At 45.3% G+C, this 24,366-nt stretch carries 23 protein-coding genes; 13 read left to right on the forward strand and 10 right to left on the reverse strand.

All coding sequences use genetic code 11. The features are described 5' to 3' along the window. Nucleotides 1-707: 707 nt before the first annotated feature. The 5 genes from Q7V32_RS00050 to Q7V32_RS00070 form a co-directional block, all read right to left on the reverse strand. Complete coding sequence (locus Q7V32_RS00050; protein ID WP_304894947.1) at nucleotides 708-3,257, reverse strand: CHAT domain-containing protein; 2,550 nt, start codon at nucleotides 3,255-3,257, stop codon at nucleotides 708-710. Between the two features lie 587 nt (nucleotides 3,258-3,844). Further along, a complete protein-coding gene (locus Q7V32_RS00055) occupies nucleotides 3,845-4,450 on the reverse strand; it encodes a hypothetical protein (protein ID WP_304894948.1) in 606 nt (201 codons plus the stop codon). A 4-nt stretch (nucleotides 4,451-4,454) separates the two neighbouring features. Then, nucleotides 4,455-5,033: a hypothetical protein gene (locus Q7V32_RS00060; protein ID WP_304894949.1), complete on the reverse strand. Its 579-nt coding sequence runs from the start codon at nucleotides 5,031-5,033 to the stop codon at nucleotides 4,455-4,457. Nucleotides 5,034-5,308: 275 nt separating this feature from the next. Further along, on the reverse strand, nucleotides 5,309-5,971 hold the full coding sequence (locus Q7V32_RS00065; protein WP_304894950.1) for a FlhC family transcriptional regulator: 663 nt from the start codon (nucleotides 5,969-5,971) through the stop codon (nucleotides 5,309-5,311). Beyond that, nucleotides 5,958-6,245, reverse strand: a complete 288-nt coding sequence (locus Q7V32_RS00070) for a flagellar transcriptional regulator FlhD (protein ID WP_304894951.1) — start codon at nucleotides 6,243-6,245, stop codon at nucleotides 5,958-5,960. The genes Q7V32_RS00065 and Q7V32_RS00070 overlap by 14 nt, the downstream gene beginning before the upstream one ends. A gap of 381 nt (nucleotides 6,246-6,626) precedes the next feature. Here Q7V32_RS00070 and Q7V32_RS00075 point away from each other — a divergent pair, with 381 nt between their 5' ends. The 3 genes from Q7V32_RS00075 to Q7V32_RS00085 are packed head-to-tail and all read left to right on the forward strand — an operon-like array spanning nucleotide 6,627 to nucleotide 9,851. After that, nucleotides 6,627-7,556 carry a hypothetical protein gene (locus tag Q7V32_RS00075; RefSeq protein WP_304894952.1) on the forward strand — a complete coding sequence of 310 codons (930 nt, stop codon included), beginning with the start codon at nucleotides 6,627-6,629 and terminating at the stop codon, nucleotides 7,554-7,556. After that, a complete protein-coding gene (locus Q7V32_RS00080; protein ID WP_304894953.1) occupies nucleotides 7,537-8,400 on the forward strand; it encodes a hypothetical protein in 864 nt (287 codons plus the stop codon). The genes Q7V32_RS00075 and Q7V32_RS00080 overlap by 20 nt, the downstream gene beginning before the upstream one ends. Then, nucleotides 8,397-9,851 (forward strand): HAMP domain-containing sensor histidine kinase, encoded by a 1,455-nt coding sequence (locus Q7V32_RS00085; protein WP_304894954.1) that lies wholly within the window; start codon nucleotides 8,397-8,399, stop codon nucleotides 9,849-9,851. Before Q7V32_RS00080 ends, Q7V32_RS00085 begins: the two co-directional genes overlap by 4 nt. On the opposite strand, the gene Q7V32_RS00090 is transcribed toward Q7V32_RS00085, so the two are convergent. The 3 genes from Q7V32_RS00090 to Q7V32_RS00100 all read right to left on the reverse strand — a co-directional run bounded on the left by Q7V32_RS00090 (nucleotide 9,826) and on the right by Q7V32_RS00100 (nucleotide 14,196). Then, nucleotides 9,826-10,758 carry a response regulator gene (locus tag Q7V32_RS00090; protein WP_304894955.1) on the reverse strand — a complete coding sequence of 311 codons (933 nt, stop codon included), beginning with the start codon at nucleotides 10,756-10,758 and terminating at the stop codon, nucleotides 9,826-9,828. The two genes, Q7V32_RS00085 and Q7V32_RS00090, sit on opposite strands and share 26 nt — an antisense overlap. An 88-nt stretch (nucleotides 10,759-10,846) precedes the next feature. Beyond that, entirely contained in the window at nucleotides 10,847-12,154 is a 1,308-nt protein-coding gene (locus Q7V32_RS00095; RefSeq protein ID WP_304894956.1) for a cytochrome P450, read from the reverse strand. A 2-nt stretch (nucleotides 12,155-12,156) separates the two neighbouring features. Then, nucleotides 12,157-14,196, reverse strand: coding sequence for a TonB-dependent siderophore receptor (locus Q7V32_RS00100; protein ID WP_304894957.1), 2,040 nt, complete (start codon nucleotides 14,194-14,196; stop codon nucleotides 12,157-12,159). A gap of 898 nt (nucleotides 14,197-15,094) precedes the next feature. On the opposite strand from Q7V32_RS00100, the gene Q7V32_RS00105 reads away from it, so the two are divergent. The 4 genes from Q7V32_RS00105 (at nucleotide 15,095) to Q7V32_RS00120 (ending at nucleotide 16,677) form a co-directional block, all read left to right on the forward strand. Then, a complete protein-coding gene (locus Q7V32_RS00105; RefSeq protein WP_304894958.1) occupies nucleotides 15,095-15,520 on the forward strand; it encodes a DUF1810 domain-containing protein in 426 nt (141 codons plus the stop codon). A 194-nt stretch (nucleotides 15,521-15,714) separates the two neighbouring features. Further along, nucleotides 15,715-15,987, forward strand: a complete 273-nt coding sequence (locus Q7V32_RS00110; protein ID WP_159654983.1) for a DUF1778 domain-containing protein — start codon at nucleotides 15,715-15,717, stop codon at nucleotides 15,985-15,987. Next, complete coding sequence (locus tag Q7V32_RS00115; RefSeq protein ID WP_304894959.1) at nucleotides 15,984-16,502, forward strand: GNAT family N-acetyltransferase; 519 nt, start codon at nucleotides 15,984-15,986, stop codon at nucleotides 16,500-16,502. Before Q7V32_RS00110 ends, Q7V32_RS00115 begins: the two co-directional genes overlap by 4 nt. Before the next feature lies 1 nt (nucleotide 16,503). Beyond that, nucleotides 16,504-16,677 carry a hypothetical protein gene (locus tag Q7V32_RS00120; protein ID WP_304894960.1) on the forward strand — a complete coding sequence of 58 codons (174 nt, stop codon included), beginning with the start codon at nucleotides 16,504-16,506 and terminating at the stop codon, nucleotides 16,675-16,677. A gap of 108 nt (nucleotides 16,678-16,785) precedes the next feature. Here the strand turns inward: Q7V32_RS00120 and Q7V32_RS00125 are convergent, their stop codons facing one another. Both Q7V32_RS00125 and Q7V32_RS00130 read right to left on the reverse strand, forming a co-directional pair. Next, nucleotides 16,786-18,099: a hypothetical protein gene (locus Q7V32_RS00125; RefSeq protein ID WP_304894961.1), complete on the reverse strand. Its 1,314-nt coding sequence runs from the start codon at nucleotides 18,097-18,099 to the stop codon at nucleotides 16,786-16,788. A gap of 10 nt (nucleotides 18,100-18,109) precedes the next feature. After that, on the reverse strand, nucleotides 18,110-18,760 hold the full coding sequence (locus Q7V32_RS00130; protein ID WP_304894962.1) for a hypothetical protein: 651 nt from the start codon (nucleotides 18,758-18,760) through the stop codon (nucleotides 18,110-18,112). Between the two features lie 148 nt (nucleotides 18,761-18,908). On the opposite strand from Q7V32_RS00130, the gene Q7V32_RS00135 reads away from it, so the two are divergent. From Q7V32_RS00135 to Q7V32_RS00160, 6 genes are all read left to right on the forward strand, one after another. Beyond that, nucleotides 18,909-20,393: a sigma 54-interacting transcriptional regulator gene (locus Q7V32_RS00135; RefSeq protein WP_304894963.1), complete on the forward strand. Its 1,485-nt coding sequence runs from the start codon at nucleotides 18,909-18,911 to the stop codon at nucleotides 20,391-20,393. Nucleotides 20,394-20,956: 563 nt separating this feature from the next. After that, complete coding sequence (locus Q7V32_RS00140; RefSeq protein WP_304894964.1) at nucleotides 20,957-21,094, forward strand: hypothetical protein; 138 nt, start codon at nucleotides 20,957-20,959, stop codon at nucleotides 21,092-21,094. Nucleotides 21,095-21,308: 214 nt separating this feature from the next. Then, nucleotides 21,309-21,656, forward strand: a complete 348-nt coding sequence (locus Q7V32_RS00145; RefSeq protein WP_304894965.1) for a transcriptional regulator — start codon at nucleotides 21,309-21,311, stop codon at nucleotides 21,654-21,656. 758 nt (nucleotides 21,657-22,414) lie between these two features. After that, nucleotides 22,415-22,978, forward strand: coding sequence for a hypothetical protein (locus tag Q7V32_RS00150; RefSeq protein ID WP_304894966.1), 564 nt, complete (start codon nucleotides 22,415-22,417; stop codon nucleotides 22,976-22,978). 265 nt (nucleotides 22,979-23,243) lie between these two features. Then, nucleotides 23,244-23,480: a hypothetical protein gene (locus tag Q7V32_RS00155; RefSeq protein ID WP_304894967.1), complete on the forward strand. Its 237-nt coding sequence runs from the start codon at nucleotides 23,244-23,246 to the stop codon at nucleotides 23,478-23,480. A gap of 151 nt (nucleotides 23,481-23,631) precedes the next feature. Next, nucleotides 23,632-24,060, forward strand: a complete 429-nt coding sequence (locus tag Q7V32_RS00160; protein WP_304894968.1) for a DUF3293 domain-containing protein — start codon at nucleotides 23,632-23,634, stop codon at nucleotides 24,058-24,060. The last annotated feature ends 306 nt before the right edge of the window (nucleotides 24,061-24,366 follow it).

The raw sequence follows: 24,366 nt of genomic DNA on the forward strand, positions 1-24,366 counted from the left end.
CGTCTTCCAACGCGACCTCCGGCGCAGTTAATTGTGGTGATTCCATTGTCTCTGCTTTCGATTTGCTCATGATTCTGACCTACCTTTATACTCTAATTTCCGAGGGGTAGGTGTCTCAGGTCATATTGGCACAGGGGGCCGTAACCAGACTATCGGTTAGTAGAATGCCGATGTCGCCTTAGGGGCGGTTTAACTCAGTGACGAACGACCGCTTTCAGGTTTCGGAATTCAATGACTGCTTTCCGGCGATGAATCTGAAGAGAATACGGTCGCCTAACGACCCATTTTTGCCACTCGCGCTTCTACAAAGCTGCCATTCGGCCGAAGCCAGATTCTGGGATTGAAGGACTACAAAGCAGCCATTGGCGACCTCAACCTATCGGCCAAAACCGGCCACTGAGGAAGCTGGCGAAATCTTTCATCCCTAAGTTCGGCGAATGGCCGCTTTTCGGAGATGAACTTTGAGTCCTCATCAGCTCCAGCCTGCCATTTGCTAATTGTCGAAATCGCTCAACTTATAGCATGTAAGCACCTAAAAGCAGCCACTAAAGGAATACGTCGCTTGTTTTTTCCACCAGCTTTTGGATTATTACGTTTTTTATACTCTATCTGGACCCAAAGCAGGTATCGGCGCTTACGATTAACTGTGCATCGAAGCGTATTGCATGGCTGATAGCGACGGCCGACCACGACAAGTCGCAATTAAATTAAAGCAACCCATGGATGGCAAGGCCGGCCGTGAAGTATGGGTGGGAGAACATGCCCTGTTCTGGTGCGCCATTTACACGGAGAATGGCCTTGGCCTGGACAGATTCGGGAAGATTGTAAGTAAGGATGGCGATCGTTTCGCTGCTCGTCATGCTGCGCAGACGGGTGATCGCTCTGGCAACAGCGGCCGAAGGCTCATGACCATGCTTCAGGCCTTCGCCAATCAGGTGGGCGACGATGAAGCTGGCGGTATCGCTGATCTTCCAGGTACTGGCCAAGGCGACCGCGCGCCGGTTGAGTAGGAATAGATTGGGTATAGCGACTGCATCACTTGTGCGGAAAGTCTTTTGGTAGTTCCGTGAGGACCGAGAGCCGGAATAGCAGGTGTTGAGAATGGCCAATCGTATCGGCAGGTCGGGAGCCGCCTCCTGTAGTGACGACACATTAATTAGGTGTGATCCATCCGGACTGCCGAGCTTGGCGAAGTAGGCATCAGTAAAGAACTCCAACGAATGGCCGTGGGTAGACACGATCAGCACGTCATGCTCACTGATCAGCGATGTCAGATTGCCGGAGCTATCAGCAGGCAGGGATGCCGGCAGTGGCAGTCCGGCGGCACGAGTGAACGCGTGTCCCTCGTAGGGCGCCAACAGCAGGTCCTCATGGTAGTCGATGATAGAGGTCACACCAGATAGTGTGCTGTTATCCCGCAATGATTCCACCATCGCAGGAACCAGTCTGACTTGGAAATCGCCTGCTGCCATTCGTGCGGAAAGCTCGTCGTTTCGAAGTGCGAACAACATCAATGGCAGGTCCCTGAGGCTGTCTTCAATGTAGCGGATCGAGGCACACCCGGCGCTGGCGATGTCCACGAACACCGGATCCAGCAGTGAAGACAATGCTTGGGTCAGCTCTTCTATTGCCACAGTGAAGGCCCGGCGGTTTCTGCTGCCGTTGGCATACTCAAATTGTGCTTGATGCCAATGCATCAGTGGCTGAAGTGGAATGGCTACGCGCTGGTAACGATCACCAATAAAGCACCACAGCAGTGCGTCATCACCGGCATAGGTCGTGACCATCAGACAATGGCCTTGGTTCAACCGGGTCTGGCACAGGGCGGCTTGATTCAGACTGTTTGCCTTGTCGAGTGGCAGCGACAGGCCCAGTGCTTTGATTCGTGCACAGAGTTGTGAGAGTTTGTCCCATTCGTAGCCAAAGTCGCCGCCGCTCCACGGATCGTCGTACTTTTCCCAAAAACCGTACAAATGTGGGGCACCAAGGTTGCGGATACGATGGAGGATGTTGTCTAGCTCGCTGGTTAGTGCCGGCGGGAAGTTAGATTCCTGCCGCAGTTGCGCGGCCCAGGACAGAATCGCCAGCCAGTCTCCCATTGCATTGCCACGCGTCGCCACGACTGGTAATAGTGCATCGGTGACAGTTCCGTTTGCCGGAAGTGAGCGCAGCAATCTCTCGAGGCGGACGATATAGCGCTCACGCAGTCCGCGCCGATGATGCAATCTAAGGACATCCGCCAGTAGATGGTCGAGCCGCTTAGATGCCACTTGCAGCCACTGGATCAGCATGGGAGTGTTGGCCTTGGCACCCGCTAGTTTGGCCGCGCTTAAGGCCAGCTCAAGTGCGCATTCGGGCTGGTCTTCGATCCTTGAAGTCGCTTCTGCAGTCGCCAGCATAGCTACAGCTTGAGGCAACTGATTGCGGCGACGCAGGCAGGTCGACAGATTGACCCGTATCGCCGATTCGAGTCCAACCGGCATGTCTGTGTAAGTCAGCGCCTGCTCAAAGTAGCCGGTTGCCTGTTCTAGCTCGTCCAGGTTCATGTGTGCCACTCCGAGGTTGGACAGCAGATCAGCAGGTGCTTCCAGTTCAGCCTGTTGATAGGCAGTCAGGGCTCGCTCGCCAGCGCCGATGGCCCAACGATAGTCGGGTTCCTCACAGGCAACGACCACGGCTGCACTGTAGCAGCGTGCCAGCAATGGTAGAGACAGCAACACGCGGGCGATCTGTTCGGCGTCGCTAGTGCACCGGTAAGCGGCCTGTGAGGCGCCATGTTGTGAGTAGACAAATGCAGACTTTAGATACAGGCCAGCGATCTCCTCTTGCCTATCGTAGTGCTGGAAAATTGATTCGACCTGATTCAGCACTCTAGGGCGCTGGTCGAGGCTGATACCAAATGAGTCGGCGCAGTTGATGATGTCCTGCGCCAGTTCGAGTGCAACCATTTCGGCAGCCGTTCTATCCAGTGTCATGATGCGAGTGATGATTGACATGGCTCGATCGATGTCATCATTCGCCAAATGGCATCGCGCGTGTAGCTCCAGGAATAACAGGACTTCATCGGAGTCTCCAAGGGAGTCAAACACTTCCACGGCGGCCTCGGCAAGTTCCGTTACCCGTGCTGGGTTATCTTTTGCTTTCCAAATCAGAGCGTTGTAGAGATCGACAATATATATTTCGTGCGTATCGCAGTTGTCCAGCAACTTTTGCTTGAAGGACGAAGGCTCAAGAGAAGTCCATTGATCCAATTTCATTAGTAAATACCGATTTTTATATGGGCTATTGCTGGCCGAATTGCTTAGTATATTACTGATCGTTCATGGGAATGTGATCAGCTTATGGGGATGGGGGATGTCTGCTTCTTGCAGGTTTGTTAGATCCCTAATGGCCGCTTTGCAGACCCTCAATTCGCAGTTTGTGGATTTGGCTGACTGGCCGGTTTGGAGAAAAGTGACAGGCAAGTTTGGGTCGTTACCCGACTAATCATTCGCCGCTTGCGGCAAAACCACCACGAAGGGATCGCCAGAGGTTCAATTCTCCATAACCCCAAACGCGAACCGATGGCTAGCGATTCGGTATATTGCCACTGATCCGTTTTTCCCTATAACCATTATATTATCAATCCGCAGAACGGTTGTGTCTTCATCAGGCGATTGAAGATTCCGTTTGGTCAATTCATCATTGGTCATAGACGCCAAGTAAGGAGAAATTTTTGATCATACGATGCATCTGAAGCGAAAATTGAGGTAGTAAAAAATCCCACTGTTTCACCTATATCTACACATAAGTTAAATGACTGATAAGAGCAAGAAATTGCGATTATGAAATCAAGAAACTACAGTTAGTGACCCGATCTTTCTTTTTTAATTCTTTCTTCGATTACGATCGTTCGAAGCACCGCAAGTGATCCATACAACTGCTTGTTATCCCTATTCTCATACATCAGATCACTGATTGAATCATCTGCCTTGCCCAACTCCCTCCAATTCATCAGATAGGGACTCACTGGCAGAAGCCGTGGCTCATAAACTCTCAATACGGATTTATCTCCTATTTGAGCTTGTTTTTCGTTCAGCGCCATTGCTCTCGCCACTTCCTCTTCAGGCGCAAGGTATTGGGGGTAATGCCGTTCTCTGATTCGATCAGTCACTAGGCGCCATGTATTTTCATTGAAATACTTTTGATTTTCCGGATAGGTGAGTTTTGCGCTTTTTGAATAGCTCCGATTGCTCATCCTTTGATAATTTTCATTTAACACCAGCATCTGCTCACATTCTTTACGAATAAGCTGAGAACTTTTGTCACCACCAAAAGCTGAATTGCCTGCCCTTTCTTCTGCGCACTCTTCGATTGACAACAATATCAACCGATCTTGATTCGTGCGATCAATGGAACAAGCCGACAATAAAATCGGTAGCAAAAGAATTAATATGATTTTTTTTTGCATATCACTACCCCTTGCGCCGTTTAAGTTCCAAACCAATGGCCGATTCCAGTTCGCGATACCCATTACTATTGCAAAGCGTGTCGTTGGCATGCCCAATAACTGAATTAACTGCCATCAGCTCATAAATGTCGATAAGCCTTGCGTTGGGTATTTCTTCCAATTTGTCTGGCAGCACATTCAGCAGTGCATTGCGCTCTTGGATTGCTTTTCGCCGTTCCGTGGGCAAACTGCCCCAAGGTCCATTCTTCTCAATTTTCATCTCAGGATAGTGTTGATCAATATAAAGACTTTTTACGAAATCCCAACATACTGGATCCTCGCCTAATGGGTCTTTTGCAACCCTCTCGCTTTCCGAAGGGGATTGTCTTACCAGGTTCATCTCTCGAAATTTCTGAAAATTCACAATCTGGTGGCACTCGTGATGAGCTTGCAAGTATCCGTGCTGACCATTGATTTTTGATTCTGCCATCCGCTTCATCGCACATTGATCGAGCTCGGCGTTCTTTATCAGCGCAAATCGCTGAGCTTGAGTACAGCCGGATACCCCAATCGCCACCATCATTAACCATATCAATCTAATCATCCATATCCCCTAACATCAACAGAGAGCTGTTTGTCGTGTGTTCTCGCATTTACTATCGCATACACCCTGTAGAATACAACTTCCGGATCCAGTGGCTTTTGGTCAATTTCGCAGTAAAACCATAAAAAATTTATTTGGCGTTTCATAGCGTCATTTTACGTTTCAAGGCAACAAACTCACCTCAATTGACCCCCAACTCCACATTATCATCTCTGACCGCCCAAACCATGGCTCAGTCTATTGGCGATCCTTTACCCAAACTATTTTTAACAGAATCAGATAGCCTCCGAATGAAATATGTATTTTGAATAAATATCGAATTCCACCTTGTTAGTGGCGTCAATTTGCGGAAACTTCCATTTTTTCCTTCCTAGGGTGTCTCTGGTCGAGTTACACAATGGGCATAATTTATAAATATCCGGGTAATTCTGGATTGAAACGAATGTAGATTTGCAGCAACTGCAAGTCTTTCCTCCTATGTAAGACATTGTCACTTGCTGGCCGATATGCCAGGCGCGATTAATGGTAAGTAGTTTTGGGCTATCCCCTACCACTTCCTCATAAAGCGTGTAGGCAGAAAGAAAAATCTCCCCTTTGGTTATATGATTGGAGGCATCTTCCGTTTCTGATGATTTGAGGTTTTTAGTTTTGGATAACATCTTATAGATGTTGAAATATATGGATGCATGCAGGCAGTTTTGAGGCGACTTTATGATCCATTCCGGGTCATACGGTAATTGCCCTGCCTTTGGTCTTTTACCGTGAATCTCTTTGTGGAATTGAAGTGCCGAGGCTTTGGATACTTGACAAACGGCTCGAACAATAGAGGGTCTCCCCCCCTTTTCTATAATCCCTTTAGCAAGATCGATCTTTCTTCTAAGTCCTATGATATCTGTCTCTTTCGGAGTCAGACGTAAGTGAGATTCAGTCATGCTCATACTCTTGATTCGATCTTGGAATGTGGATCAAGGCTGCGGCAATACTGGAAGTTATACCGGTTGGCGTTTGAGTGACTGGGATTCGAAATATTGCTTTTCCACAGTCTGACAACGTTTTAAGTTCATCCAAGGATAAGGAGGATATGTTCTTAATCTCTTTATCGCTGAGATTGAAACGCCACATCGCTTCCATAGGATTAATTTTTGAACACTCTCTAGCGAGCATCAAAAATTGAAGGTTGATAGCCTTCAAATCTTCATTCAAAAGACTCATAAACAAAGCCCCATCTATCATTTGATATTAAAATATATCCAAAGGCACCAAATGATTGGGCCTATGTCGCGTGTCGCGTTCCCTTTACGAGCATTTCTTTTAATAAGTAATGCACTTTATCTAAGTTGATTTATGCAGTCGATATAAAGTCCGCTGCGCTTTTTTTAAAATGCCCTTCTTTCTTATGGGCTTGTTATGTAATAACGTGTAGGTTGCTGTTCTTTAGCACCTCAAAATTCGTAGCCCTTGTCCACCCCCGTGGTACGATTTGACCGTGACCCTTTAAAACCATCATGTTTTATGCATGCTATTAACGTCGAAAAGAATAATATCAACAATGAGTTACGAATGCAAATACATTAACTTTTTTTATTTGGTTTTATGAAAATGGTCTATCCTATTAGCGACTTAGGTTGCACTGTTTTGCGAATGTCATTCTCTGATTGGCTTGATGTACGCGAACCTGAATTCTTTGATGTTGATGAAGGCGATCTTTACGGTTTTGTTCAACAGATTCCGTCCCTGTATGCTTATTCATTTACAGTCGCCTTAGTGAAGGTCGGCACTACGCTCTTCAAATTGACCGGGAAGCGGCGGAAGGAAGCGTGGGTAAACGGCACGCTGCCCAAACCCGATTACCTAACAGCCTTGATATTCGACATGACCGAAGCAGATTTTCAGACGTTATGCCGTGAAGCGAAGGTGAAGCAATTTGAGGCGCTACCGCCACATGAAGTAGTGAAAGCCGCCTACAGCGAATTGGGGCTGACCTTTGTTTCCGAGAGACTGCGTAATGGATTTATCAATGAGGCTATTCATATCGCGCTAAGGGGCCGTCAACGCTCTCTCCAAGACAAACGATCAATCAGAGAGCGCGAGGACATCAACATGAAAAAAGCTATTGAATTATTTAAAAGCGAACTCTTATTAATAGATGGCTTACTCCCTAAATCGGATATTTTTACAACCGGTGTATTAGCCGGTTCTCTCATAATGCTCGGTCTGAATAAACCAATTACTGAATTTCTGAAACGTTTGAACAATAATCAAGGGAAAACTAAAGATGGGCTAGCTGACCCAATTGAATGTTTGTTAAAGGCTATTCATCGCCACAAGATAAGTCAGCGAACAATGCAGCCGCGTATGGCAATAGATTTGGCAAAAAAAACGGTACATGCTATTGCCATTTGGCTAGAAGGTGAGCAATCAGCTAAGTATTGGCGAATGAGGGATTTAACTGGGCATGAGCTGATGCCTCTGATTATGGAACTGAAGCAACTAAAGATGAAGCATGCGGAAAGAGATTTATAACCTATTGAAATCGATTATTATCCTTTTCAGTTGCTCATCATTCGCAAAAGACCCTAAGGTAGTCATTGTTTACTCGACAGAGGTTTTAGGGAATCCGGCCTACACTGAGGTAATAGCCGGCATCGAACACATCAATAGGCATGTTCAACGAATAGAGTCTACTGGCGATAACAATAATTTAAGCGCTATTCTTGATGGGTCGCATTCAACCCGTGTTATTGCCCTTGGCAAGGGGATTGCTGAGACAATTTACAGAACTCATTATCGAGAACGAACGTTGGCAGGATTGGTATACTTTAATCGGGACCAATACAGTGGTGTAGGTTTGGCGATTGATAATCGGGCGTTGGTTCACGACTTAGCCAGATTATTGCCGTCAATCAAAAAATTCTTTGTTGTTCAACAATCCAATTTTCAGACCATTGATTATGTGCCATCTAATTTAAAGTCCTCTGCCGTCATGGAAGTAAGGGAGGGCGTTGATTCGCTAGACACCATCCGTGTCCTTGGCCGGTTACTGGATGAAGCCACGCCTGCTGATGCAATATTTATCCCTGCGAACTTACCCAATAATATTCTGTACGAAGTCGCTAAGGTCGCATGGGATAAAAAAATCATCCTTTTATCGACCAACCTAAGTCACTTGGAGAATGGCGCTCTCATGGCCGTTTTTCCTGATTATTTTGCGTTGGGAGAGCAATTAGGCCGCTTGGTCGAAAGTTCTGGACCTGTCTACGAAAACATTAAGGTTATTAAGTACGCACTGAATCGGCGGGTTGCCCAACACCTTGCCATTGAGTTCGATCCGGGTGTGTTAGATTCATTCGCGTTTAAAATCAAATGAGCCTGCTCGACCGCTACAACATACAACAGCGGTTCAATCTATTGATTTTCATTTCCATTTTCCTGGCGTCATGCTTCTTGATCGGATTCATGAACAAGTTGATTTCCAATTACATCAACGACTACACAAGCCATTACTGGCGAGAACATACCGCAACATTTGCTGATTCAGCCATATACTCTGTAATCTTAGGCTCAACATCACAGTCTGAATCCGTAACCCATAGCTTTGCGTCTGACAAGAACGTAGTGGGCGCAACGATTTACGATAATCAGGGAGAGATTTTAGCTTCTTATGGCACCCGGTCTGTATGCGAACTAAATCCGGCTTTTCGCACTGAAGAACCCAGTGATGCGGATAACCGAGACTCCTGGTGCTTCTATTCGCCTATCTACCAAGAAAGCTACTTAGGGTACGTTGAATTAGTTATATCGAAAGCTGAATATGACTTAGTCATGAGGAAGCTTTTACTAGGCTCGATATTGATTATTCTCGTTTTCTCGTTATTTTTTATAGTCATTGTCAGGCGGTTGTCACGACTATTTACTTCGACTTTGATGGAAATGGCAAGGGTCCTCAATAAGGTAAGCGTAGGAGAGCGAGGAAATCGAGTTCATTTTTCGGGGTCATCCGAAATCAATAACATGAGAATTACGCTAAATGAAATGTTGGCTAATATCGAAACTACAGAAGCAGAGCTCGAGAAAAGCGTCGAAGAGCGGACGAGTGCATTAAAAATCGCGCTGGAAAGCAGCGAAACCGCCAACGTGTATAAGGCGCAAATTATGTCTATGGTGTCCCACGAAATGAAGACGCCTTTACACGCCATAGGGGGATATTTACAACTATTGGCTGAGCGTTTACCGGATGATCCTGCCTTCACAGATAATCGAGCATTACATGCAAAGGCATTGGTTCGTGTTAATGACTTGAATAATTTAATCGACAATATTCTGTTACATGCCAAGCTAGAGGCTGACCGTTATGAAGTGGCACTGACTTCTATTGCAATTGCCCCTCTGATAAATGCGTGCGCAGAGAATGTTACCCCTTTGCTTAACCGCAATCGAAATCAGCTCCAGCTCATTGGCTCTGATGCCGTGTTTGTATCGGATAGCGAGGTTTTGCGGCACATTTTGAATAACTTATTGAGCAACGCGTGCAAGTTCACCACAGACGGTGTCATTACGCTGACCTGGCGACTCAGCCAAGCTTTTTTAATTATTGAGGTTGCTGACACCGGCTGTGGAATACCCGCTGAGTTTTGCGATCAAATTTTTGATCCCTGGTGGCAGGTAGACATGAGTCTAAGCCGGCGCTATGGTGGGCATGGCCTTGGGTTGGCAATAACAAAACAGTTCGTGCAACGTTTAAACGGCGACATTTCTGTTGAGCCAAACCTCGTCTGCGGCTCTGTTTTCACAATCAGGATACCGAACTCCAAATCCTAGCTTGTTCGTCTTCGGATAAGCTCTGCGGTAAGATTAGTTTAATTGCGTCAATAAGATGTCTTGCTTTTTCAATGTTGCTACCTTTTAGCTCTCGTTCCAATTCACAGACTAAATTGCTCAATTTTTTCTGTTTCTGGTCGTGATAGTAGTCCTGATAAATGAGTTTTGCTTTATTTAATTGGCTACCGCATTGCGCTCTTAATTCCATTAATGTATACGGTTTTGGCAAATATTGACTGGCTCCGTTCAGGATAAAGTCTTTGTTATATTCTGGCTTATCAAAGGCCGTCATGACTATAACGGGCTGGTTCTTATCTAAATCCATTATTTCCGATAGCACTGCATTGCCTTTCCGCCCCGGAAGCATGTAGTCAAGCAAGATAAGATCGTGACGTTTCTTTTTCCATAATGCTAGACCTTGTTCGCCGTCTGGAACTGTATCGACCTCATAATCGCTTCTTAAGGCTTCAAATGCTATTTCTGAGGCGTCTTCATCGTCCTCAATGACTAAAACGCTGGCCTTGACCTGTCCTCGCCGCCCGCGAACATATCCGGCGCTATGGGCCATCTGAAGATTTTCTACCAAGTCACCCATTGAAGTGACGTGGAAGTGATGTTCTTTGGCGAGAATAAGCGGTACTTCGGTGTCACACGTTTCGCTTATCAAGTAAATTGGCAGCGCATGCCTAACCAATTTCTTCGAATTTACCAGTTTAGATAACTGCCATATATCAGTGCCATCGAACGAATAATCTGTGACAATGAAATCATATTCATCGCTCTTTAAGGCCTCAATGAAATCATCGATTGTCTCTATGACTGATGTGCTTGCACTTGCTACACCCAGGAATTGTTTGGTGATCGCATTGCTGATTTCATAGTCACTTGAGGCAACAATCACTTTCATTATAAATATCTTCGCTAAAGGTTTTAATTGTCCTCCATGATGACCGGTATTTATGGTCAACCGGGGAGGGCTTGATTTCGACAGGTACTTACAGGGTCTGAGTAGTTGGTGTAATTGAAATGATTACATCCCTCTCAGGCTTATACGTAATACTAACGGTTGGTTTAATCTCTTCGTTGACGAGAATTGTGAATTCTCGTAACACGGTGACAATAATCACCATCATTTCCAACTCGGCAAAATGCCGGCCAACGCAATTATGCACGCCACCACCGAACGGCAGAAACGTGTATTTATGGCGCGGAGTAACGCCACTGTTTAAAAAGTGTTCTGGGTGAAATTCGTTTGGTCGCTCCCACCACCTACTATCACGATTGGTCGCATACAGGCTCATTATTACTGACGTACCTTGTGGAACCGTTTTTCCTCCTACAGTAATCGTCTCTGCTGTATCTCTACTAAGGGCGATAGCCTGCGGATATAAGCGTAATGTCTCATAAAGCGCCGCCTTGGTGTAGATCAACTGTTCTATAGTGTCTGGCGTCAACTTGTCATCCTTGAGGCCCTGAATTTCACGGGTGATACGTTTATGGACCGCCTCATGCTTACCTATGAGGTAAAAGAACCAGATTAACGTATTAACAGTCGTGTCTTGTCCAGCCAGGAACAACGTAACCGCTTCATCCCTTAGTAACGCTCTCGACATATGCGAGCCGTTTCTATCCCTGCCTTTCATCATTAGCGAAATTAAATCATGGCCGGTTGGTTCGATGCCATCGATTTTGGCATCAACATAGGCCACGAATTGATTGATGGCTTTCTCCATCCGCCTGTTTTGGAGAAAAAAAAGCTGTTTTAATATTCCCTTGCCTAGCGTCTCTGTTAGCAAATGCGGAAATAACCCTTTTACAATGGTATCAATCGCAGACATCAATAATTCTTCACTATTCGCTGATTTTGTCTGGCCGAACATTACTTGAATCAGAATGCTTTGAATGATTGCTTTTAATTCTTCCGATATGTTTACTTTAGTGATGCCATCGTTTTTAAGCCGCACTGCGGCCTTGCCGGCTTCTTTAAGCATAATGCCGTGCCACTCGGCGATTGCTTGCTTTGTAAACAGTGGCTGCATTAATCGCCGCTGGTTTGTCCATGTCGCGCCCTTGCTGTTAAAAAGCCCATCGCCGAACATTGGTTTTTTGGCTTCATAAAGCGAGTCTCTATTCAGTAGCCCCCGCGCTTCTTGATTGAATATTTCCTCGTAATGTTCAGGATTTGATGTAAACAAAAGCCTCTTATTAAAAAATTTGGTTTGCACAAAGTCGCCATATTTTTTGTGTATAGCGGTTAATGCACCTGCCGGATTTGTAATGAGTCTAACGAGATAAATAAGCATGACTAGAATGTCGCTTTGACTTGTCCCAAGACGGTACGCCCAAGAATGGATTCATCGCCCGGGAATAGAATAGGATTTAACGTTGGCTCTTTTAGAGTTGCATTAAAAATATTGTTGATTCTAAATGTGAATTCGATTGGTTTCGCTATCTTTGTCGATAATGTTAGCCCCGCCGTAAAATAGTCTGATAAATTACTACGCGGATCATCGGATGGCCGTTTTCGTTCCCCAATCCAATTTAGTTGAGTCCCAATCCCCCAATTGTCGGTAATATCCCAGTGTATTAAGCCTTTTACCATGTGTTCTGGCATTAGGCCTGTATGGGGAGTGGATGGCAACCCGTGATAACTGTAGCTAACAGCGAAATCCGCAGCGCTATTTAATGTGTACTTTGCTTCTGTTTCGAAGCCAATCCCATCAATTGGGTCGCTGTTACGAAAACCAACAGGGGTTACACTTGAGGAATGAGTGGAGGTGATTAAATTATCTTGTTTAAACCAATAAACATTGGCAGACGTCAATAAATCAGACGACCATTTTTTTTCTATCTGGAATTCAACCGTGTTTACAGTCTCCGCTTTAATGGTAGTGCCCGGAGTCAGCGGTAGATTCTTCTCAAGAAACGACGGTGGGCGAAATGCCCTGCTGTATAGCAGTTTGGTTGTCAAATTCAAATCGACGTTCCACACCAGCGCAATACGCGGACTATACCCGGGTGATACGTCTGAGTAATAGTCGTAGCGAAAGCCAGTAGTAAGATACCAATCTGTTGAGAAATTCCACTCATCCTGTATTAGCGCATAGTAGTTTGTTCGCTCTTTCGATGCTAACAATGGATCTCTTCCAAATGCCGATACTTCCGTCAATGGAATTTGCTGCACAAAAGTTGGAGTAATGATGTAATTGATTTTGTTAGTTCCATCATTCCAATTATAAATAAGTCCTGTACCGCCTGTGATCGTGTGTTTTTTGATGCCAACGTAATTGATTTGTGTGGTGAGTCCTGTTGTACCCTGGAAACCAGACACACTATTTATTGCGCCTGATGGCAATAATCCGCCGAAGGTCCCGGCCGGCAACAAATTAGTAACGGTACTTGGATTTTGTCCCAAGAAATAAAACGTCGTTTTATTTGTTACTGTATCGGTAATTTCATTATTTAGCGATAGGTCAAGATTGTAGATATCATTATTTGTGCCGCCTGTATCATCAAGGGCATACGCGGCTCCAATACCCGTTTCTACATGTCTAAATCCTTGATATCCGGCTCGAAGCCGGATCATGTCTTTGTAGGCCACGTCTAGCCGCGCATCAATGTCGCCCCGACCATTATTGGTGAATCCTGGTGCATTGGAGACATTGGTTCCAAACTGGTTATCTAGAACTGTCTGTGCGTCTTGGTTGACTCGTCCTTCATAACCATTTGTACTACCCCCTTGTATGGCTACGCTATATTCTATGTCGCCCGATTCGTCACCGTATTCAGCCCATCCTTCATAGGTATCTTGATTGCCAAAAAACCCACCTGCATCGCCACCTTTGAGCGCTTTACCGGTTTTCAGAATAATGTTGATAACGCCGGTCGTGGCGTCACCACCATAGAGCATTGAACCGGGTCCTCTAATCACTTCTATGTGTGCAATATTCTTAACCGGCAGATTCCATTCGTATGGTTTACCTCCAAATAATGTATTCCGAACAGGTACGCCATTAATTAAAATCAATACTTGAGCGTTTGTCTCAGAATATACCCCTCGAAAACCAATTACATTAACGCCATTCCTGGCGTTGCTGACATGTACACCCGGTAAATATTCGAGAACATCCGTTAAGCGTCTAGCACCGATTCTCTCAATATCTTTGGCCGTCATAACCGACGTAACACTGGGACTTAGGCTTTGCGGCAAGGGGCGCCCTGATGCAATTGATTGCATTTGATCAGAACCATGAATCAACATGAGGTCATCTTCAGTTTCGGCAAATACGTTTTGGGTCAAACCAAAACAGATCAACAGGTATTTTGCTTTTTGGGATCCAGTCATAGTAACCAATGGTTAAAGGTTATTCCATTTTATCTATTACGATATTTAATTCTTGCCCCATTGGATCTGTTGCTTCTTCAGATGGTGCGAATAGGATTCTTATGGGTATTGCTATGTCTTTGTCTTTGTCTTTGTAAGTAACTCTAAGGTATCGAACAGAGTATCTAACGTGACCATTCACGTGCTTTTTTTGCGATAAGAAACTAACAAAAATGCCCCGTACTTACACACCAGTCTCGTTACTACTCGATACTTTTTGCTCTTATCCTGAATAATATAAATTTCTTACACGGCTTTAGTTTTAAAAAACTCAACAAGCTCGGCTTCTTCTATAGTGTATATATTGATTACGCTATGCCAGTAACAGTGAAATGTAATTAAACACCGTTAAACTCAATAATTTTATACAATATAACAGGCGGATTCAACTCCGAAGTGCACTCGCCAACACCAGAATATGAAGAAGGTTAGCGGCTATAGTTTCAAGCCTTTTCAATCCGACCAAAGGCGAGAAATTACTTGAGAAACTACAACCAGCTAACCCAAGAACTAAAATACCAGATCGAGATATTAAAGAACCAAAAAGACATGGCGGAATTACTTCAGGTCTCACCCAGTCCGTTACCTGCTTCATTTTGGTTATTCGGTTCTGTAATGGTAGGTCTACTAAGTTGGAAACGAGCCGGCCGCATATTAGGTTGACAGGATAAATCTTCGCTCTAAGCAATTAGCCATGATTAAACACTCGTGGTGTTTTGCAGTCAGGTAGGGTGATGGCATGCTTCTTCCGGTTAAATGAGTCGGTGCATTTTGACACCGTTTAGGGATGAGGAGGCGTCCATGTCATCACCCTATTCCAACGTGGATTAGACAAACTCAAAGTCTCGGGAGCATGCAAATGGACGATAATTACCGTTTAATACGCTTTGTCGAAGCCCAAGCTTCTGTTTATGAGCACGTGTGCTCGGAACTGCGCCGAGGCCATAAAACCAGCCACTGGATGTGGTTCATTTTTCCGCAAATAAAAGGCCTTGGGCACAGCGCTGTAGCGAAAGAATTTGCTATTTCATCCCACAAAGAAGCTGAAGCGTATCTGCAGCATCCATTACTGGGCCCAAGGCTTCACGAATGCACTCGACTGGTTAACGCCCTTGAAGGCCGTTCAATCAGCCAGATTTTCGGTTATCCGGATGATCTGAAGTTTTTATCCTGCATGACACTCTTTGTCCACGCCACGACTGATAACCAAGACTTTGCTACGGCTATTCAAAAGTATTTTGCAGGCCATGAGGATCCGTTAACGATTGAGCGGCTGGAGGGGTAAATTGGGTTGCAGAGTGTTCGCATAAACCAGGACTGGTTTCATAGGGCACGGAAGTGATTGGCTTAAGCGGGCGCAGGAAATCTGCCCGGCCAACAGCTTGTGTTGTTAACCCTAATTTTTAACGCTAATTTAGCTCAATGGTACTGTGATTGTACGTACCTTACGTGCTATAGTGTCTAAAAGGAGAAAATCTTATGATTTCGAATAAACGTACAGATCGCATTGACCTTAGAATTCATCCTAAAGCTAAAGAAGCGCTTCAAGCTGCCGCATCACTTCGGCATAAATCAGTCAGCGAATTCATTCTGGAAAGCGCCTTGGATGCTGCCGATGAAGTCCTGGCGGATCGCCGGTACTTTAGCCTTACTACCGAACAGTGGGAGGCTTTTCAAGCCGCGTTGGATGCTCCACCGAAGTCCTTACCCAGACTGGAACGATTAATGCGCGAGCCAGGTTTTTTCGATTGAGCCGGGAAACCCCGGAAAACCGCCAGATTGTTAAGCTCCATCAGACCCACGGTGTCGAGGCTTTTGATTGCGGCCAGGACAGTTTAAATCAGTATTTAAAGCGATACGCGTTAATGAGTCAGCGCGGTGACGGTGCCCAAACTTATGTGGGCGTATGCGGGGATAAGATCATTGGTTATTACACCCTGGTTGTCGGGGAAGTCGCTTATGACGAGGCTCCGCAACGGTTAGTCAAAGGGCTTTCTCGTCACGGAGTGCCGGTCATGTTATTGGCTCGTCTTGCTACAGATCTTGCCTGGCAGGGGCAAGGCGTCGGCGCTGGTTTATTAAGAGATGCAATGCAACGCACCCTTCAAGCGGCTGATATCGCCGGTATCAGGGCCTTTCTGGTTCACGCCAAAGATGCTAAAGCCAAGGCATTTTATGAGCATTTCAACTTTTCGCCATCACCCACCGACCCTTATCATTTGTTTTTATTAGTTAAAGACATCAGAAAAACCATGGGGAATAGTTAACATGGCCGAAACCAACTGGCAGCACAAAATCGACGTTGTAATTAACGGAAAATCCGCCGACATTGAAAAAATTGATGACACTATTTTCATCGAAATGGCCGGTGTTTTCATGGCCTTACTAGCTACTTCGATGCCTAGCTACAAAAGTCTATTGTTATTGTTCAGAATTGAGTGACGCTTTATTTCACCAATCGGCAACATTAACATTGATGCGTAAGTCAGGAAGAATCAAGAGAGTCTTGACAAGATCCTTCCTTTACTTGAATCCTCCGGCACTGAGCAATTAACCCCACTCCTTTATTTCATTCAGGTAATTGCCGACAGCATTGACGATGAGCTGCTGCTTTTTTTCCAGTAATGAAGCCAGCAAGAGTACCGCCAAGCCTAAGCTGATTGAAAATAGCCAAGGTGCGTTGCTATAAGCATCGACCACATAACCGCAGTAAAACAGAATGCCGCCTAAAATATTCAGTTGCCCTAGGAAGAAGGGCGCTTTTTCGCGGAATTTAAGTCCGCCGGTCACAACCAGGGCGATGCCGGTTGATAATGCCAACAACGGTGCAAAGGCTTGGTTATTCAACAAAGCGGTGAAAACCAAGCCGGTCGCTAATACCGATCCCAGCGAACGGTAGGCTTTAGCGTGGTAAACCACCTGGGTCGATAACGCAAACATCGCAATGGCGACCGGGATCGCCAGAGTGTAAAAGTTATCGGGTAGGCCAAAATGTTGCACGGTCATCGGACCTATCAACAAGACGGCAACCGTGCCGGCACATTGGCTTAAATAAATGACTAAGGCTGATTGTGTGTATTGCTTGACAGCAACGATACCGACGGTGGCAGTCATGGCGGCAACGGCCATCGCCAGCCAGTACGACAGGGGGTATAACAGACTTCTGCCAAGGAGTATCAGCAAGGGCAAGCTTACCAACGCTCTTGCGGTTAGGCCTTCGGCCAGTTTCATCGTACTGTCCGATTGGAACTGACGCTCGATAAGCGTTATTCCGGCAAACATTACAATCAGCATAACCGGCAAACCAAAGCCCTCCCGAATCGGCAAAAGCAAGGCCAGATTGCCGAGTAAGGCCGCTTGCATCAGGGTTTTGACCTGACGTTTCGCCAACATGGAAAAACTGGTGTAGCTGACGGCAACCAACAGCAATACGGTAATGCCTAAATCAACGGCAATTAAAGCCGGATGGACATCGCCAAATTGCAGCCAGCTATAGTCCGGTTGCGGTGCCTGAGCACCTTGCACGTAGGCATATACCATCGCACTGACTTGGGACACCTGCACGGGCAAAAAGGCCGCGCCTAACGCAAAAAACAAGCGTGCGCCGGTACTTTCCTGTAAACCATAATTGCACACCAAGCCGCCAACACACAGTGCCAAAACGATCGCCAAACTCACCCAATAACGGTAAGCGGGCAATAAATCGGCATGGCTTTGAAACATAAATCCGATCGCCGATAGGATGACCAGCAGACTACCCGCCCAACGCAGATAGCGGATGATTTGGCGGCTGGAAGATCGCGGTGCTGAATTGTTTGGGGTACCGACATCTGTCGACGCCCAGTGATAATTGCTGATAGCCATGATAAGTGTCCTATTCGGTGGGGGTTTGGGTGGTGAGTTCGTCGAGCAGCATTTTCAATTCCAAGGTGCTTTCTTCCTGCTCAAACTCATCGGCAAAACTGTCTTTGATGGGCGCTATCGGGCTGGTCAGTTCCGCACCGATGACCGACTGTTCCCAGCGTTTAAAAATCGCTTGCGCCCCGGCTGATGGATTGACGTCTTCGGCACGTAACGAAGTGTGTAACTGAATCCGGTTTTGCCGGGCGGATAGCACCTCTTTTTGCGTGTACGACGCGTGTAACTGTGCCTGGATATCCACCAAATCTCTTTGGCATTGGTCGTATTGTGCCTTGGCCTTAGCGAGTTCCGGCTCAATTGTCTTCATTTGCTTTTGGACGTGGAGCAAGCGTTTGACGCATTCCAAAGCCTTGGCTTCATCTTGGTCCTTGATTTTAACTGCCCGCCCCGACCAGATTTCAGCTTGTTTATTCAGGTCGGACCGCTTTGTTTCAAACTGTTGAATCATCTCTTGGAGGCGGTGCTGGTGGAGGCGAGTTTTACCTTGGAACGCTTCCAATTCCTTGATGGCGACCCCGGCGACGGCTTCGTGGTTTTCAAAATCGTCGGCGACATCGTCCAATTGGGCTTTCAGGGTGACAAAAATACGTTTTAAACTGTTCATAAAGCTATCCTATCAATGTGTGATGACAGATAGGTAAAAGCAAAAAGAAAGCCAGTTATTTAATGCATTAAATAACAATGAGTTAACCCACTATACATTGGCTAAAGTTTAAACTATAGTCATATAATGCATACACTCTATACATATTATGAACAAGTTAAATTCAGAACAGTACGCCGTTTTTGCCAAAATCGCAGCCTTAGCGTTTGTAAATCCCTTCAGCTTCGAACGCGAACAGGCTAATTGGCAGGTGCTCAATCTGCCCCCACAAGCCTTATCAGCTGTGGAGCGACGAAAATTAGTGGTGGAAGCAATAAACAGCCAATTCCTGGCCTTATCCCGGCAACAACGTTTCGATATCCGTCACTTTCAGGGCAAAACCCAAGCGATGATGCAGTTGGCGTGGCTGGTTAAAGTGTTTTACAGCTATCAACCAGGCTTTGATGAGTTTATCAAGGCGCAGCAACAAGCCGGGGACAAGGCCTTGGTACTGCCGTTTGCGCAGGCCCTTAGCGAAGAATTTGAATTAGCCGGTTTTACCCGGCAGCAAGCATCACACTCCATTGCGCTGTTGTTCCAATTGCAGCGTGCCTTTCGCTTTATTGATGAAACGGTTTCCGGCACCAGTTCGGCCATTGTCGAATTGCGTACACGGCTTTGGAACAATATTTTTACCTTTAATCCGGAGTGGTACCTCAACTACCTGTGCAAGCGCATGGAGGATTTTTCGCTGTTATTGCTGGGTGAGACAGGGACGGGCAAAAGCCGGGTGGCGAAAGCGATCGGTTGCTCCGGTTATATTCCTTTCGATGCCTTAACGGGTAAATTTGTGGAGAGCTTTACCGTCTCGTTCAGAGCGATCAACCTGTCGCAATATTCCCCGGGTGTATTGGAATCGGAATTGTTTGGTCACAAAAAAGGCGCATTTACCGGGGCAGTCGACAACCACCCCGGCTTGTTCGCCCATTGTAGCAAGCACGGCTCGGTGTTTATCGACGAAATCGGCGAACTCGACATTCCCATTCAGGTTAAATTGCTGAATGTCTTGCAAGACCGTCTATACAGCCCGGTTGGCAGCCATGAGCAACGCCGGTTTGAAGGCCGGATTATCAGTGCCACTAACCGGCCGATCGAACAATTAATGGCGTCAGGACACTTTAGAAAAGATTTTTACTACCGCTTATGTTCCGACGTGATTACCTTACCCAACTTAAAGGAGCGCCTCAGCCAAAATCCCGATGAATTGCGGGCATTAATCGCCAGTTTAGTGCATCGGGTCATTGACTCACCCGAAGCGGAACTCATTGACAGAATTGAAACCCGTATCCGGGAAGTCGTCCCCAAAACGTATCACTGGCCGGGAAATGTCAGAGAACTGGAACAATGTATTCGACGGATTTGTATTACCGGTAGTTACCAAGTTAACTCATTGCCTTCCGTTACGCAGGCCAATGAGCGTATTGTTCAAACAGATGCGCAGGGAAAATACCTGTCAGCTCAACAGCTTCTGCAAAATTACTGCCGATTTTTATTTGACCAGCACAATAGCTACGAGGCCGTTGCCAGAATTGCGGGTTTGGATAGGCGAACGGTGAAAAAATATATTGACTTGAGCGAGCGTGGGTTGCAATAGGCTTTAAATAGTCAAAGCTTCAGCGGCCATAGGACCGTATCAACCCATGCCTAAACGGTCGGCCCATTTCTGCAGGTCACGACTGGCCGCTTTATCGTAATGAATATGGCAAAATGAAGTTTGGCAATCAGCCATTATGTGAAGTTTCCTTTTATGCACATTGTCTTGGTTTCTCATAGTTGACGCTAGGAATATAGAGGATTGAGCAAGGCAGCCAGATAAAAAGCTGGTCATAATTTTTGCAAACTGCAGGAGTCGATTTTCTGTAGTTCCATGCAGAAACTAACCCTCAGTACTACAGATAGCTTTTTCTACTTAAATATTGCTTCCAACAGGGAAACAATCACGCGGAATTTATCCATGATGTCGATAAAAAGTGAGAATTCGATACGTCTGATGACATCGACTGGAATAATCGCTGATATTGCTCCCTTTGGGTGTATTTGAAAGCTTGTTTTAAATCATTGAAATTATGCAAAGATTGCGTGCGAGGTAGAGGCTTTAAAGCCAGCTTACATCATGGTTGTGCCAATGCCGCTGTTCATAAAAGGAAACTTCACATAATGGCCGTAATGCAAAGCTTTGCATTACGGCCAATTGCTGACCTTGGTATTTTAGTTTTTGTGACAGAAATTAATCGTATAGCAGGCGATCCAGGTGCCGCTAAAAAAGGAGCGAAAATCAGACACATTAATTTGTAGAGTATCTTTGATGCGCGTCATACAGGGCCGAATACTCGATTTCATGGCCTCGTTTTTACTTGAAAACGTCGACTTTGAATGTTTAGCAAAAATGGAGTTCTAGCATATTTTTCGACACAACTTATCATCGGATGAGATGATTATCTATGCATCAAGAATCGGGAATAGAGACGCTTGCAGAGGTTGACCGGTTATTGGAGGAGATTAGAAAGCTATGAGTACAGTTATAATTGGCATCCTGCCGCAGGAAAAAATGAGGGAACGGGTGCTGGCTATTGCCAAAGGTGAATACAAGCCCGAACCGACAGAGCCAAAAATATGGTTCACTTCAATGCGCTCCCTAGCAGAAGTGTTGAGCGACGACAACCGGGCGCTACTGAAAATTATTCAGGAAACCCATCCGGAATCAATTTCATCTCTGGCTAGTATTACCGGTAGAAAACCGAGCAATTTGTCCCGTACCCAGAAAACCATGTCGAATTATGGTTTAGTGGAAATGCGACGCGAGAAAAACCAAGTCCGGCCAATTGCTGTCGCAACTGAGTTTCAGATTTTTGCTTGAGTTGATACCGACTATCGGCATGAGATCTGGCGAGATGAAATTCTCAGTGTAATTTCCAATCAAGAGATACGCACCCACGATTTCTTCTTCCTATAGATATCGGATCCAATTGACAAATCAGTCATTCGAAATGACAGTCGACCGACGGGGTTGGTTCGTAATTTGCCCGATTCAAAATCGGTAGCACGTGATGACACCCGACCAACTTGAGCAACATCGCAAACTTTAAGTTTAACCATATCACATCCCCGAAGCTTGCTGTCAATGGCCAGATTGAATTGCGCTTGTTCACGTATGTTTTTGGCCATCTGCAAACGGATGCGAATGGCCCAGATTCCCTACAATTTTAATTGTGATTTCTGATCAATCAACTTGCCTTTGTTCCATGGTGAGTTTCGATTGTTTTGATTTTCTTGGTTCAGAACAAACTCCTAACTGTTACTTAAGGATATTTATTGTCACACTACCAAATTGTATCTACCGGAACAGACGTGGATTCGTGTTTGCAGCCATTCAGAAATTTGGTTTTAATGTCTGCAAGAAGGTCATAGCGACCTTGGCTATTTCAGAGCTATCCAAATTTTAATGTCAGCCATTGAGATTGGCGTTTTGAATTCTGCCTAACGTGTTGTTTCTCTTTTCTTAAATAAAGAGACTTTTCTCGACTGATTGTACCTTGCGTTTACCATGCAATTGGCGCAACAGAAATTAAAAGATATTTTCCTCGAGAATTATCTACTGACAAATATCAGATCAACATGAACTCTAAAATACTAACCCAATTCGAAGTATGTGAAGGTGGCACTTTAAAGATGGCCCACTTCATCGACGCCAAAATTCGATCTGAATTTTATGAAGATGTAGCCAGCGACCCATCGCAACGCTCGCCAACAGATCTGGCTGATGCAATAGCTTACTGTCAACCTTTGGCTTGGGAGGTAGAAAAAATCTACTCGGAATGTCGTGATGAGCTACTTTACAACATTGATGAAGAAGTGAATGAAGAAGATCCTGATCTTGTAAAGATCAAGTCACTTGAAGCAATGCTGGCGTTAATGCCCGAAGAGCCTGACGATGGACTAAAGGATTGGCTAGAACAAGTGGATAGCGAAACCTTCAGTGACATCATCGTCCCTCAGTTAAAAAACTGGTTCTCGGAGCCTCCTGACAGGACTTGGGAAGATGGCTACCTCCCCGAATTAGGAACGGCACAAAGTGCCGCTCTCTATTTTTTTCGCGATATGGATCAGGTTTCAAAGAGTATGCTTGGTGTCACCGAGGTCGAAGGGCAACACCCAGGCAGCACCTATTATGCGGCGTAACTTCGAATCAGTATTAGTAAGGCTAATGCTGCTGCCAAAAAGTCTGGCATTCCTGTTCGCTTTGTAAAGACTCACTCGGCGTAAATCAGAGATGATGAAATTCTGACCCCAAGCTTGGCTTGCGTCAATTAAGTTCGGAAATGGCTTGAAGGGATAAGCTTGCTTTATTGCTAGTGGTAAAATGAAAATAGGGTTTAGCGGAGTCTATGCGTTAATGTTAATACCGTTTATCAAAACCATTTGCGAATAATCCAACGGAAAAAAAATGCGAAAATCTGAAAGTACTGAAGATAAGGCAAGAGAGTTTATCGCAAAAAACATACAGCTTATTCGAATTGATCCAGAATCTATTAACGGTAATTATTATTCAACTTACCCAGAGCATTGTGATATTTTTATGTTCAATTCACTTATTACCATGAGCATGGTAGGAAGTAATGCTTATGTTGCCGTTCCAGTTAACGGGGACCCACCTTTCGTTATCGGAAACATTGGCGACTAGAAAACACTAAAATAGTCTCCAAAAATACAATAAAGACGTTTGCTGTTTAAATTTAGTCTTGCGAAATGAATAAGTCATACCAATATGACTAACGCCACAGTAGCTTCGTTTATATCATTAAAGAAACCCAATATTTCTAGCGCGGTGATTTTTGTTTTCAGAATCAGTTATTGAACATGGCATTATCCAGGCATACGCTGACACAATTTATATTGTTCATGCTAATTCACAGATCACACTGCGGATTGGAATTTTCAGTCCCGCATTAGCTGAACTCCACAAAACCTCAGGTGTCGATTGCAGCGTCTTTATCACCGCATGGAATCCCTTTAGTCGTGCAGTCGACGATCAAATCAATGACACTCGTCAAGCAATGCTAAACCAAGATTTACTGGATCTTGGTGTGGCGTTTTATGAAGGAATCGGCCAGCATACTTCAGGAAATTGGCCAGGAGAGAAGAGCTTTCTTGCTCTGGGGGTGTCTTTGGACACTGCTAAGAATCTTGGTATTCGTTACGAACAAAATGCCATTTTATGGTGTGGATCAGATGCCACCTCTCACCTGATTTTATTGCGATGATTTGCTATACATAAGTCCTCGACTTTGAAATACCGGAGAAAAACGTGATGACTGACTTAGAAGCACCCATTGTTACTATCAACATGAACGGGTTGCCCCAATGGGTGATTTTTCACGTTCCACACGACTCGACTGATATTCCAAGCGAGGTCAAAACTCAGTTTTCACTAGGAGGCTGTCCGAGAATTGAAAAAGTATGGTATCAGTACAGTTCATACTCGTGAATGACACACAGTAACTGGATGCGTTTTATGTCATATTATTTAACAATATCAATTAGATAGGTTATAATAGTCAAAAAATAAC

Origin of the sequence: Methylicorpusculum sp., assembly GCF_030651835.1 — a bacterium.
Classification (GTDB): Bacteria; Pseudomonadota; Gammaproteobacteria; order Methylococcales; family Methylomonadaceae; genus Methylicorpusculum.

Coding starts and splice junctions, on each gene's coding strand:
- Q7V32_RS00050 (WP_304894947.1), bottom strand. CDS start 3,257: ATGAAATTGGATCAATGGACTTCTCTTGAGCCTTCGTCCTTCAAGCAA.
- Q7V32_RS00055 (WP_304894948.1), bottom strand. CDS start 4,450: ATGCAAAAAAAAATCATATTAATTCTTTTGCTACCGATTTTATTGTCG.
- Q7V32_RS00060 (WP_304894949.1), bottom strand. CDS start 5,033: ATGATTAGATTGATATGGTTAATGATGGTGGCGATTGGGGTATCCGGC.
- Q7V32_RS00065 (WP_304894950.1), bottom strand. CDS start 5,971: ATGAGCATGACTGAATCTCACTTACGTCTGACTCCGAAAGAGACAGAT.
- Q7V32_RS00070 (WP_304894951.1), bottom strand. CDS start 6,245: ATGAGTCTTTTGAATGAAGATTTGAAGGCTATCAACCTTCAATTTTTG.
- Q7V32_RS00075 (WP_304894952.1), top strand. CDS start 6,627: ATGAAAATGGTCTATCCTATTAGCGACTTAGGTTGCACTGTTTTGCGA.
- Q7V32_RS00080 (WP_304894953.1), top strand. CDS start 7,537: ATGCGGAAAGAGATTTATAACCTATTGAAATCGATTATTATCCTTTTC.
- Q7V32_RS00085 (WP_304894954.1), top strand. CDS start 8,397: ATGAGCCTGCTCGACCGCTACAACATACAACAGCGGTTCAATCTATTG.
- Q7V32_RS00090 (WP_304894955.1), bottom strand. CDS start 10,758: ATGAAAGTGATTGTTGCCTCAAGTGACTATGAAATCAGCAATGCGATC.
- Q7V32_RS00095 (WP_304894956.1), bottom strand. CDS start 12,154: ATGCTTATTTATCTCGTTAGACTCATTACAAATCCGGCAGGTGCATTA.
- Q7V32_RS00100 (WP_304894957.1), bottom strand. CDS start 14,196: ATGACTGGATCCCAAAAAGCAAAATACCTGTTGATCTGTTTTGGTTTG.
- Q7V32_RS00105 (WP_304894958.1), top strand. CDS start 15,095: ATGGACGATAATTACCGTTTAATACGCTTTGTCGAAGCCCAAGCTTCT.
- Q7V32_RS00110 (WP_159654983.1), top strand. CDS start 15,715: ATGATTTCGAATAAACGTACAGATCGCATTGACCTTAGAATTCATCCT.
- Q7V32_RS00120 (WP_304894960.1), top strand. CDS start 16,504: ATGGCCGAAACCAACTGGCAGCACAAAATCGACGTTGTAATTAACGGA.
- Q7V32_RS00125 (WP_304894961.1), bottom strand. CDS start 18,099: ATGGCTATCAGCAATTATCACTGGGCGTCGACAGATGTCGGTACCCCA.
- Q7V32_RS00130 (WP_304894962.1), bottom strand. CDS start 18,760: ATGAACAGTTTAAAACGTATTTTTGTCACCCTGAAAGCCCAATTGGAC.
- Q7V32_RS00135 (WP_304894963.1), top strand. CDS start 18,909: ATGAACAAGTTAAATTCAGAACAGTACGCCGTTTTTGCCAAAATCGCA.
- Q7V32_RS00140 (WP_304894964.1), top strand. CDS start 20,957: ATGGCCGTAATGCAAAGCTTTGCATTACGGCCAATTGCTGACCTTGGT.
- Q7V32_RS00145 (WP_304894965.1), top strand. CDS start 21,309: ATGAGTACAGTTATAATTGGCATCCTGCCGCAGGAAAAAATGAGGGAA.
- Q7V32_RS00150 (WP_304894966.1), top strand. CDS start 22,415: ATGAACTCTAAAATACTAACCCAATTCGAAGTATGTGAAGGTGGCACT.
- Q7V32_RS00155 (WP_304894967.1), top strand. CDS start 23,244: ATGCGAAAATCTGAAAGTACTGAAGATAAGGCAAGAGAGTTTATCGCA.